We start from the raw sequence: 11,483 nt of genomic DNA on the forward strand, positions 1-11,483 counted from the left end.
GTTTCAATCCACGCTCCCGCGTGGGGAGCGACACAGTACTATACTCAAACCCATATGGTTCCTAGGTTTTAAGATCTCTTTCCGCAAACCTACAGATATTAGCCGAAATGCGATACTTCAAAACAAAGAAAAACTGGACAAGCCATTATATAAGTAGGGCCGCGATCTGACTTAGAAAAGCATGGGGACTTCTACTTTGCGCTAAATAGTTAATACTCCTTCGGGGTCATAAGTTGGTTTTGCTCCTACATGTTCAACCCTATTTTTCCAGTTTTTACCCAAGAAATAATATCTTAAACTATCTTTGTTAGGCTCAATAATCTGTTCCAGGTTTCTCTTTAACTGTGCGAATTGAACCGGGTCAACCAAACATTCAAAAATTGAGTTTTGAACCCTTTGACCGTAGTTTTGACACTGTTTTGCCACCTTTCGAAGACGTTTTTTTCCGTCAGCATCCTCTGTATTCACATCATAAGTAATTAAAACCATCATTTAAAATCACCATCATTTCATCAAGAACGGAGGGTACGCATCGAGGTCCCCTCTCAAATGGCGCGCAAGTAACATTGCTTGTGCATAAGGGATTAGCCCTATGGCAATCTTTTCTCCTAAATAAGGATGCATTACCTCTTCCTGTTTCCTTCTTTGCCAACTAGCAATGATTACCTTACGCATTTCCTCGTTCATTATAACCCCACCAGATTCCTTTACTATAAAGTTTTTTGCATCTACTTGACGATTGTTTATTATTGACAGGGTTAAACGATCCACTAAATACGGTCTAAGTTCCTCCATCAAGTCCAGGGCCAAGCTTGGACGTCCCGGACGCTCCTTGTGTAAAAAACCTACTTGAGGGTCCAGACCAACGGTCTCAAAAGCTGAAAAGCAATCATGTGCCAGTAAAGTGTACAAAAAAGATAGTAAAGCATTGGTCGGATCAAGAGGTGGTCTTTTACTCCGGCCAGTAAACTGGAAAACTTTCTTCTCATTTAGAATTAAGTTGTCAAAGACACCATAATAGGACCGGGCGGATTCGCCTTCTATCCCACGGAGAATATCAATATTTTGACAGTTAACGACTTTCTGTAACTGTAAGGAAAGAAATTTTACCGCATCCTGCACATCCTGAAAAGCCCCTTTGTCCCCATGAACACGCAAAAACCGCTGTAATACGCATCTACAATTATATACTTTTCCAAAGATAAAGCCCTTTGCAAACTGTAACGATTCTTCCGGACTATCAGCAATTCGGTATTGCCTTCTTCGTAACAGAACATTGCCGCTAACCCGCCCCGTCACTCTGGCTAAAAACCTTCCACTTTCCGAGTGAAACGAAAGAGCAACGTTTCGTTCAGCGCAAAGATGCATTAAGGCTGGGCTTGCTCCTGTATAACCAAAACACACAATGCCCTCCAAATTATGTACAGGTATACGTAACTTCGTCTCTTCCCCCACTAAAACTAATACATTCTCTCCATCCTTAGCAAGGTATGCTTCCGGAGAAGTGACATATAACACGTTAAGTAATTTCCTCAATGTTGGGAAGCTCACCTCCTAAAACTATTCTAACTCACGCAAGGCATCATCAAAATAGCGACGGACAGAACGTCGTTTGCTCATATGAGGTAAACAAATTTCTACCAAAGAACAACTCTTACAAGCTATAGTCTCTTGAGGCAATGGAGACACCCCTTCATTAAAAAGTCGATGCATCTCCAAAGCCAGTTCCATTACCCGTTGCCTAAGACCATCATCAAAATCCACCCTTTGCCGCCGCCGGATTCGTCCATAAAACATATCGCCTCCAGAAATAGACGTTTGGAACATTTCCTCTAAACAAATCCCTTGAGCACAAAGCTGAACTATATCACGGTCATCAGGTTTTGGTTTCCCGTACTTGTATTCTACAGGATAGGGTATCCACCTCCCAGGGCGATTTTTCAACTGAACCCCATCTTCGCTGCGGTGAAATTCCACAACATCGGCCATCCCGTATAGGCCTAATTTATAAGAAACGATCGGCAGGGAACGAGTAACAAGCACCGTTCCCCGCGCTTCTGTAAAAAATGGGTCATCCACTCGTTCATGTAGCTCTCTGCCTCCGAAAGTAAGCAGGTTTTCCTCCCATTGTTGCTCAATATAGATTAAAGCCCATTGTCTACGGCAAAAAGAAAAATGCTGAATTCCTGAGAGAAGAAGAAGATCGTCATCCGCATAAAACATCATCTTGTCCTATAACCCATTAACAATCTCCGGTGTCAAAGACGGTAATTCCTGTAATTGAAATTCATAATCCAAAATGTCTTTTGGTTCAGTAACACCGGGCTTTACAGTTACATTTAATGACCTATGAACCTTAGCCGATGAATATTGTCCATTTTTACAATTATGCTTCCACCAATATACCTTATAGACTTCCATGCTGCCTTCAGGCCTTGCGGATGAAGCATCATTTTGAAATAAGCTTATAATAGCCTGTTTGATCGCTTCAGCATCTTCATCGCTAAAACCAGTTTTGCTAGCAAGTTGAGGATTCATGCTTCCATAAAAAACATATACCCCGTGATCCACACGATGTTTCATCCCCATAGTATCGGGAGTTTTCTTCAGACCATCGCCTTCATTTGTTGTACTTTTAGTAATCTGAATACTAGACAGATCAACAGGGCTAATACTAAAAGCTGGATGAATAGAAACTGGCCCTCTTATCCCTATTGATATACCTTGTTCTTCACCCTTTTTTTCAAACGCAAAAACTTGTCCGAAAGCGCGAACATCTATCCACTTCTCACATACAGCTTTTATGTAACCCTCTCTATCATGATCTTTGCTGGATATTTTAAACTGTTTCTCAAATTCTAACTGTCTTGCTCTTAAATTCGGGTGCTCGTCTGTCTTGTTATCATCTGATTGAACAAAAACAGATTTTCCAGATTCCATCAAACGGTTCCTAATTTTCCTTTTTATACAAACGTCTGATATTTCTCCCAAGCCATTATAATTGACACGAGGTCGGTTTCCGTTTAACGGGTCCCCATTTGGATTAGCATTCTTCACGCTAATTATCACCGCGAAATCAATCTTGTTTTTCAAGGTTTCCATGGTAAGCCTCCTTTTTTTAAAATTAAATTTTCATGAATATTCGGTGTCAACTCATTCTTGTAACATACCTTCTTCTGGATCTTCTTCTTTTTCTTTGCTACGAAGAGCCTCACGTTGGCAATGGTATCCGAGCAAGAATTCACCGCTTAATTTCTTATCGTTGGTGTAATCATCCGGTTTAAACTTCGTAGTTACTTCAGAGATTAAACGCTGCCTTGATAAAGATTTAGCGCCTAACCTAGCTTTGTAAGGTTGTAATGATAATTCGATTGTTCTCCATGTTGTATAAGGGTGGTCGGCAAATCGTTGCATTAATCTCGCAGCGGTTGTTGGACGGTCTTCATTAGCTTTGCTCAACGCCCATTGTTCCAGATTATCCGCTAAAGCCAACAATCTACCGTATAGATAATCCCTTGTTGTACGGTTTTCATCCAAGGCCATATCATATTCCTCCTTTTCATGATATTTTCTATAAAGCGCACAGGCAATGCTGAGCGTCTTATTCCATTCCCAGTTTTCCATGGCAATTCGATTAGAAGCTTGCCGCACAACTGATTCTACCAAATCTCTAGGAATTTTCTGCCCATCAATAATACAGGGGAGAATTCGTTCTACAGTCGCGTTACGAAGCCTATCATCGACCTTACTACCATAAGCCGCTTCCGCTATATCACTAGGAGCAGGTGCCCCAACAAATTGTATATATATTGTTTTCTTTTTACCAGCAACATCTATTTCCTTCGGCCGATAGTTATGGATCCAGCAACATGTCTGATGCCAATTTTCTACTCTTGCTAGAAAGTCCGAACCAGTCAGTTCACGATAAAAAGTAATGGACATCCTTCCCGGGGTAGCGGAATCCAATCCCATTACAACCACTCCTGTGGTATCACCAAGGGTTACGCTATAACCAGAAATTTTTTTCTTTAATCTAAGAGCTAGATCTTGTGCATTTGAGGCAATGGGTTCCGAGTCACTTTCCAGTTTATCAAACCCCATTATAGAAAAGGAATCTGCTAAAGGGTCAGGAATTTGTTCTCCGGTTATAGCCCATGCTACAATTGTTAAGCCTGGTGTTCTACGTTTTCCTTCGTAAAATACTTTGCCTTGTCTTTCAATCAACCACCGAAGCGCTAGATGGGATTTTTGAGAGATGTCTAAACTAACACCACAAGCTTGTCCTGCAGTTAGAAAACGACCACGGAAAGTAAATCCACTGGTATCATTAGCAGAGATAAGCTTGGCACTATCGGTATCATTCCGCAGTTTTTTGGGGTGCTGATCTGCCTCCAATAGATCTGTGCCTACAACATAACAAAGAGTTTTAGTTTTTTTAGTAGATGAATAATACTTAATCCAACTCTCATATAAACTCATATCTAACCACACAGCGCTTTGAGGATCATTAGGGATTTCAACTATCCAACGAACAAAAGCATCGGCCTGTTCATCCAAAGATAGCTTGAAAATATCAGGAATATTATCTTTTTGTTTCTTGTCCCATTTTTTTAGGAGCTTTCCATTTTCTCCGACAAATAACACTTTGCTATCAATAAGATCTTTTACAACAGTTCCTTTCTTTACATATTTTAGGACCGCTTCCGCCTTGGGATGGGAATGCTCCGACGCACACCATCTTTCTAACAAATATTCATAAGTAATTGTTTTCTGGAGTGTCTTGGGGAAAATATCAATTAGTTTATATTTGTTTTTTATAATAGTCTCTGTATCTACAGAACCTTCTCGTATTTTTTCTATAGATTCGTTTCTATTGATAATAACTACTAAATTTGGGATTTTCACTAATTCACTAAATATCTCATGCAGTTTCTTTTTATATTTGTCAAAGAACTCTTTAATCGATATATAACTAGTACCCTCCAATTCATTTTTGAAATATTCGGTTTCTATGTCATTATTTCCATATGGTGAATCGTCAAGGCGAAAACAAGGTTTCTTGCTCCCTCCATACTGCTGATAATCTGCGGCTACATACTGTAATTTATCACAGAGTGGATGCGGCCTTAACCCACTTGTTCTTCCCCCAGAATCTTCCGTACAAGGAATAATTGTCTTCGCGTCATCCTTTGGGACCACTCTCGCCCGCTTAAAATTGCCTTCTTGGTCAATAGTAACTTCTATTTGGGCTATTTGAGTGGTATGGCAGATCGGAAGAAGAGGCGTGTTATTGTCATCAGTACTTTTCCCAACCATAGATTGACAATTTTCATAAGTCTCATAGAGCTTTTGTATCCAACTCATTACCTAACCCCCTCTGTACAATACCCTTCTAGAAGACCTTCCTCATCTAAACCAACAGATACGGGAGGATTCGCAGACATTTTTTTTACGAATTTACGAATCTCGCAGTCTTCCGGACGGATAAACTCAATAATACCATTGACCATCTTCGGTCGCCAAAATCTAGCGTGAAGTTCATCCTTACCTAATTCATCAGGGTAATCAAATCCATGGAACATCAGATCAAATGACAATTCTCCATAATTGTCGTAAAAGCCCTCGCCCTCGCCGAAACAGCATGGCTCCACATAGCCCTGGCACTCGCGCGTTCCCAGAAAAATATCCCTTCTGCCACCCCGCTCAATCATCCGCTTGGCAACAAAATAATGCTTGTTCTCGTTCCGATCCTTCGACATATCCTCACGATGCAAGTTCCATTTAAAATGTGCCTGAACCTGATACTCCACATCGGAAAGATAGGTATATATTGAAAGGGAATAGGGTGCTTTACTCTCGCCATAGTTGAGTGGCTTAACGCTCTTTGTCTGTGTTTTTATCGGTTTCATAACTCTCACTTTATCGATAATCCAAATAATTGTGGGTTTCCAATAAACCGATTCTATGATACCTTTTAGCGCTTGGTAGGTTGGGATTTGGTAAGAACATTTTTCCCCTCCAATCTTAGTCAGTGGGTCAGTAAATAGGGCAAATTTGCCGTAGACTTTAAAACTCACCTTGTTCTCCATAACTTTACCTCCTTAACCCTGTAAAACTTCCATTTCATTAACAACAGACTCACTCATACCATATTCATCGTTGTAATATCGTGTATCCAGATAGAAAACACCAGTACCTTTTTGCGCTTCACGAATGATTTTTTGCTTAAAAAGCCTGTCAAACAAATCTGGAAAAACGTTAACGGAATATCTCTGCGCCCTCTTTAATAATTTATACTGCTTCTCCAGGTTGTCCGCGGCACATAACTCAGTAATAATCTCTGCACCTTCTTTATAAGGAACGACTACTCCTCGTGTTGGTGCGCCTATCACCTCAAAAGATTTTGCCGCAGCCATAAACGATTGCCGCAGTAATATTTGAGGATAAGATTGATTTATTCTTTGAAATTCCTGAATGGTCTTGGTATTTGTTGATAAAAGCTCAAACAGATCGTCCGATCTACCGACTACTGAATTACTGCCGACCGGATAATTCATTATGTTTGCTCGCTTAAAGAAATAATACTGATAATAACGTTCCATCACTTTTGGGCTTAAAAGATCACCTCCAAACTGTTCTGGATCGGTTTTATACTCATCAAGTATACGCTCAGCTATATCTCTACCCTCTTTGATATCTATCAATCTGTCAAGATTCTCTTCCTGAGGATTAATGACAAAAACTCTCCCTAGTTGTGGCCTTGCTCCATTTCGATTACAACGGCCGGCGGCCTGTGTAATCGAGTCGAGCCCTGCAAGATAGCGTATTACTGAACCAAAATCTATATCAACACCAGCTTCAATTAGTTGAGTGCTGATGCAGATAACCGGTTCCTTCTTTTCTAAATACTTTCTTATATCGTTTAATACTTCTATTCGATGCGCTGGACACATATTTGTACTCAGATGAAAGGCCTGAGTTGTCAAATGACTCTTCACTTGTTGGAAAAGCTCCCTTGCTGATTTTTTAGTGTTTACTACAACCAAGACACTGCCTGTTTCATTTATCTCTTTATCAATAAGATTAATAAGATCAGAGTATGTCCAGCCACCAATCTTGCGTTGGTCGTAAACCTCCACTCGTTTCAATTCTTTAAATAATTTCTGGACATCCGAGACCATTTGCTGCTCTGTAGTAATATGTAGAGCCCTTTCTTTAGGTTTCACTTCATTCAACAAAGGCTGGGTGGCAGTACTTAGTACTACCGTTGAACCACAGTTTTGTACTAAAAATCGTATTGCTACATTAAAAAGATGGACACACTTAATAGGTAGGGTTTGTATTTCATCAAAAATGATAATAGAGTTCGCTAGCTGATGCATTCTTCGAGCGTTTCTTGTACCAAAGCCAAATAAAGCTTCCAAAAACTGAACCATGGTTGTAAATATCACCGGCGCATCCCAGTTTTCAGATAAAAGCCTTTGCTGAGTGTTTTCTTCATCTGGGGTCAAGTTAGAATGATGTTCCAGAACAACATCAATTGCGAATTTCCCTTCATCTGTTTTATCTTCTAAAACCTCCCTCGCTGTTTCAGCATTCTGATCAATAATTGAGGTAAAGGGAATAATGTAGAAAATTCGGTCCATTTTATGCTTATTTGCATGGTTTAAAGCAAAGCGCAGACTTGCTAATGTTTTGCCTCCCCCAGTTGGAACCGTTAGTTGGTATAGGCCTTTTGGTTTGCTCGAAAACTTAAAGCACTGGTTGGAGATATCCTGACGAAGAGCATTCACTTTTCTTCGTTTAATATTCTCATCGCTTTGATTATCAAATTTACTTAAATACGAATTCAGTTTCTCTATCAACACCGACCAAGAAACATAAGACACTTTGTTTCTTAATTCCCCTGCTTCCGGGAATTCAAAATTCGCAGTGTCAAGCCTGTCCGCATCAATAAGACAACTAAAAAGGAATCTCGTTAATAAACCGATCTTAAATGTAAGCGTTTCCTTAGAGTCATTTTCTTCTTGCAAAGATAGTAGCTTTTGCCGCAATTGACTTATAATTAATCTATCGGATAATAACTCTTCCATTTTGTGTCTTACTTTATCATTCAAGTTGGATAGTGCCTCTTTGGCTCTTGTTTTTTTATCTGATTTATTTATCCGTCGAGAAAAATTGTCTTCACCGTTCGGTGTTAAGGCGTCTATTAATCCAGAATGGTGTGAAGCAATTGCTATAGACAGAATCTGTGATGCTATCAAGCCATCATTACCTTTACCAGAAAAATGTAGATTTATAATTTGAGCCCCAGCAGTCGAATGGTCGATTTTACCTTTTTTTCCTGTAACATCTATGTAATCATCTTCATCAGGATCAATTAAATCAACTGCTGATCTTATATACTGGTCAAATTCTTGAGTTGCTTTACCTAGATCATGCAATAATCCGAGCAGTTCTCCGTGTTTCTTTAACCCAATTTTTGAGGCAAATTCGCCTGCCAGTAGAGAAGTTTCTTGTAAATGTACCCATAAGCTTTGATTTTTTTTATCTTTTTCACGGTAATGCGCAATAAACTCCACCTTAGTTTCAAGGTTTTCTTTAGAAGACTTGTTTTCTATGATAATCCCTCCTTCTCCATAAGCTTAACTCCAATTTTCATCCTTTTCATACGGATAAACACGATTTAACCACCTAAGTAAGAAAGCATTACCAGTTTACATTATGTAAACATGTGTTATAATCCTTATATTAAAGGGGGTTATATCACATGATAAAAATAAATCTAACATCAGAAGAAAGATACCGTCTGGAAAGGCTCAGTAAACAAGGTAAAGGAAAGATATCTTTCCGAGCTAATATCATTCTTCTAAACGATGCAGGCAGTAGTGCGCCTGATATCGCAAAAGCATTGGGCATAAGCCATCCCACTGTACTATCCTGGCTCAAAAAATATAGAGATAGTGGTATTGACGGGCTTAAGGATAAAGAACATAAGGTTGGAAGGCCTGCAACACTGGGGGATAAGACCCGGGATGCTCTAAAGGAGTTTATGGATAAAAGTCCATTAGATTTTGGGTATCTCCAGACGTGCTGGACCATTTCCCACATTCTTTATCAACTGCAAACTGAATACAGCGTTAACCCCAGTAAAACAACCATAAAAAGGCAATTAAAAAAACTTGGTTATCGTTGGGGACGTCCCCGACATACGGTAGTAAATGCTGAAGACCCTGAGGCAGAAGCTAAGATGGCTGCCATCAGAGAAGCAATCAATAACGCAGGTCCCGATGACTTAGTTGTGTTCGTGGATGAATGGGATGTACACTTGCTCCCTCCTTTGAGGGCAATGTGGATGCCACCTGGTAAACAGGTGCGCATCCCTACCCCAGGGACAAACAAAAAGAAAGCAATTTTTGGAGGTTTGGATGTGTTAAACGGACAATGGTTCTATCAAATCTTTGACAGAAAGAGGACGGGTGAGTTTTGCGAGTATCTGTCACAGATTGAAAATGCTCATACTACAGGAACCATTTATATTATTGCTGATAATGGTCCTTGCCACACCTCCAAAGGTACAGCCAAATGGATTGAAAAGCATCCACGAATAAAACTATTGTTTTTGCCAAGGTACAGTCCACATCTTAACCCTACTGAAAAAGTGTGGTGGTTTTTAAAGAACCGTATTTTTGCTAATAGGTGTTATGCATCTTTAGATGACATCATGCAAATAATACATAACTTTTTTGTTAAGCTTAAACCGGTAAAGATATTGCAGCTTGCACCTGTAAATATTTAAACTGGTTCCGGCTTATTACTTAAGTAATACTATCTTGGTAAATTGACTAATAAATATATATATGATGATACTACGGCCTGTCGAAAAGTGATTATTCCATCCTTTAACAGACCGGCATAGTTGCTAATAGAAGCATTATTACAGTTGAAATATTCTCAACTGAGTTCCCTTGCTTAATCAATTGTTATTGCCTTATTTGAATAAGCCTAGTCATCACCAATTATATACTTATGCCACCGACAAATAAGGTCGGGAACATACATTCTGCCTTATCTGATATAATTGCTTAGCATATTTTCCGCTTCTTTCATTATTTCCTTCCTCAGTTTCTCAGGGTACAGCACCTCAGCATGTCTGCCAAAGCCGAGGACCCATCGCTTTACTTCACCCAGTCCTGATACGGTCATGCGCAGGATAATTGAACCATCATCCTGGGGCTCAATCTTTTGCGTATGGTGCCATCGTCTTTCCCGTACCCACCTTGACTGGTGCCGGTCAAAACGAATACATACTTCTTGACTTTCTTCTCCTGTCTCTATCCCTAATGCGCTGGACAAATAGTCTTCTAAAACAAAGCCTTCCGACATCTTGAAGGGCTCCTTAGTATTCTTCAAGTCAAGTATCCTGTCCAATGCAAATATCCTAATTGCTTCTCTCAAATTGCAGTATCCAATCAGATACCATGCCCCTTGGTGATACCTAAGGTGATACGGGTCGACATACCGTTCGTTTATTTTATCACTGCTTGCACTGTAATACCTCAACCACACTTTTGTTTTATTCTCTATTGCAGAAGCAAGCCTGCTGTAGTTTTGCACCACCCTTTCTTCGTCACCCCTCAAAGGCTTGATATCGAAGGACACTATATCGTATATAGAGGACAAATCAACTATATCATCCTCCGGTATTGCCGCCAGTATCTTTTCAAATGCATTTCGGATGGTATTCTCAAAAGGCGTGCCCATAAACTGAGACAAAAGCCTTTGCCCCAAAAACAAAGTAATAAGCTCCTCTTCAGTAATGCTAAGGGGCGGCAGCTGAAACCCCTCTTTCTCATAGTAGTAGCCTTTTTTTGAATGGCAATAACAGATAGGCGCGCCTAACCGATCGCGCATGTGCTCAATATCGCGTTCAACGGTTCTGGTGCTTACTTCAAATTTTTCTGCGATTTCGGAAATCCGCGGGTAGCGATTTGTGCTTAGGAGTTTGTGGATATGATATATGCGGGCATAATGAGCGCGGCTGAAGGCTGTGGCGCGAGAGTTGTTACCAGATGCCATTGACAACATCTCCCCCATTTGATGATATGATATATTTCTCATAATTTACCACTAAATATTTTCATTCGGCAGACTATGCAAATTTCCTCTATTTATCCATAAATTTCTATACATATTTTTATTTTTCAAAATATAGTTTTTTACGAAGATTATTTACATTCATGCTTATCAAAAACAAAATCAGCATATTGGGCCTACGTTAGGATAAGGTTTAAATGGGTAAGATTTTATATATCAATTTCATCCTTTTCTGGCTTATTATGTCATATAATTGTTAACATCGCCGTATCTTTTTATATTCTACGGAATCCCTCAACCTTCTACTGCCTTTTCTGTGTTATGATAATATATATGACTTCTATGGAGGGTTGCTCAAATGGAAAATGCAGGAACATGGATAGCAG

The 11,483-nt window shown here is 39.7% G+C and carries 9 protein-coding genes; 1 reads left to right on the forward strand and 8 read right to left on the reverse strand.

Annotated elements, in window-relative coordinates:
• Positions 1 to 201: 201 nt before the first annotated feature.
• The 7 genes from cas2 to cas3 are packed head-to-tail and all read right to left on the reverse strand — an operon-like array spanning position 202 to position 8,627.
• Positions 202 to 492: a CRISPR-associated endonuclease Cas2 gene (gene cas2, locus HPY74_17150; GenBank protein ID NSW92363.1), complete on the reverse strand. Its 291-nt coding sequence runs from the start codon at positions 490 to 492 to the stop codon at positions 202 to 204.
• Positions 493 to 504: 12 nt separating this feature from the next.
• The gene (cas1c, locus tag HPY74_17155) at positions 505 to 1,536 is read right to left on the reverse strand and encodes a type I-C CRISPR-associated endonuclease Cas1 (GenBank protein ID NSW92364.1); all 1,032 of its coding nucleotides are present in this window, start codon (positions 1,534 to 1,536) and stop codon (positions 505 to 507) included.
• 24 nt (positions 1,537 to 1,560) lie between these two features.
• Positions 1,561 to 2,226 (reverse strand): CRISPR-associated protein Cas4, encoded by a 666-nt coding sequence (gene cas4 / locus HPY74_17160; protein ID NSW92365.1) that lies wholly within the window; start codon positions 2,224 to 2,226, stop codon positions 1,561 to 1,563.
• 6 nt (positions 2,227 to 2,232) lie between these two features.
• The gene (gene cas7c, locus HPY74_17165; protein ID NSW92366.1) at positions 2,233 to 3,102 is read right to left on the reverse strand and encodes a type I-C CRISPR-associated protein Cas7/Csd2; all 870 of its coding nucleotides are present in this window, start codon (positions 3,100 to 3,102) and stop codon (positions 2,233 to 2,235) included.
• 51 nt (positions 3,103 to 3,153) lie between these two features.
• Entirely contained in the window at positions 3,154 to 5,364 is a 2,211-nt protein-coding gene (gene cas8c / locus HPY74_17170; protein ID NSW92367.1) for a type I-C CRISPR-associated protein Cas8c/Csd1, read from the reverse strand.
• On the reverse strand, positions 5,364 to 6,089 hold the full coding sequence (cas5c, locus tag HPY74_17175) for a type I-C CRISPR-associated protein Cas5 (GenBank protein ID NSW92368.1): 726 nt from the start codon (positions 6,087 to 6,089) through the stop codon (positions 5,364 to 5,366). Before cas5c ends, cas8c begins: the two co-directional genes overlap by 1 nt.
• Before the next feature lie 12 nt (positions 6,090 to 6,101).
• The gene (gene cas3 / locus HPY74_17180; protein ID NSW92369.1) at positions 6,102 to 8,627 is read right to left on the reverse strand and encodes a CRISPR-associated helicase Cas3'; all 2,526 of its coding nucleotides are present in this window, start codon (positions 8,625 to 8,627) and stop codon (positions 6,102 to 6,104) included.
• Positions 8,628 to 8,770: 143 nt separating this feature from the next.
• Here cas3 and HPY74_17185 point away from each other — a divergent pair, with 143 nt between their 5' ends.
• Entirely contained in the window at positions 8,771 to 9,799 is a 1,029-nt protein-coding gene (locus tag HPY74_17185) for an IS630 family transposase (protein ID NSW92370.1), read from the forward strand.
• Between the two features lie 269 nt (positions 9,800 to 10,068).
• Here HPY74_17185 and HPY74_17190 read toward each other — a convergent pair whose 3' ends face one another.
• Positions 10,069 to 11,079 carry a transcriptional regulator gene (locus tag HPY74_17190; protein ID NSW92371.1) on the reverse strand — a complete coding sequence of 337 codons (1,011 nt, stop codon included), beginning with the start codon at positions 11,077 to 11,079 and terminating at the stop codon, positions 10,069 to 10,071.
• Between the last annotated feature and the right edge of the window lie 404 nt (positions 11,080 to 11,483).

The sequence above is a fragment of the Bacillota bacterium genome, assembly GCA_013314855.1.
In the GTDB taxonomy this organism is placed as follows: Bacteria; Bacillota; Clostridia; order Acetivibrionales; family DUMC01; genus Ch48.

Excerpts from the sequence above, each read along its gene's own strand:
- HPY74_17185 (NSW92370.1), top strand. The coding sequence starts at position 8,771 with ATGATAAAAATAAATCTAACATCAGAAGAAAGATACCGTCTGGAAAGG.
- cas2 (NSW92363.1), bottom strand. The coding sequence starts at position 492 with ATGATGGTTTTAATTACTTATGATGTGAATACAGAGGATGCTGACGGA.
- cas4 (NSW92365.1), bottom strand. The coding sequence starts at position 2,226 with ATGATGTTTTATGCGGATGACGATCTTCTTCTTCTCTCAGGAATTCAG.
- cas7c (NSW92366.1), bottom strand. The coding sequence starts at position 3,102 with ATGGAAACCTTGAAAAACAAGATTGATTTCGCGGTGATAATTAGCGTG.
- HPY74_17190 (NSW92371.1), bottom strand. The coding sequence starts at position 11,079 with ATGGCATCTGGTAACAACTCTCGCGCCACAGCCTTCAGCCGCGCTCAT.
- cas5c (NSW92368.1), bottom strand. The coding sequence starts at position 6,089 with ATGGAGAACAAGGTGAGTTTTAAAGTCTACGGCAAATTTGCCCTATTT.
- cas8c (NSW92367.1), bottom strand. The coding sequence starts at position 5,364 with ATGAGTTGGATACAAAAGCTCTATGAGACTTATGAAAATTGTCAATCT.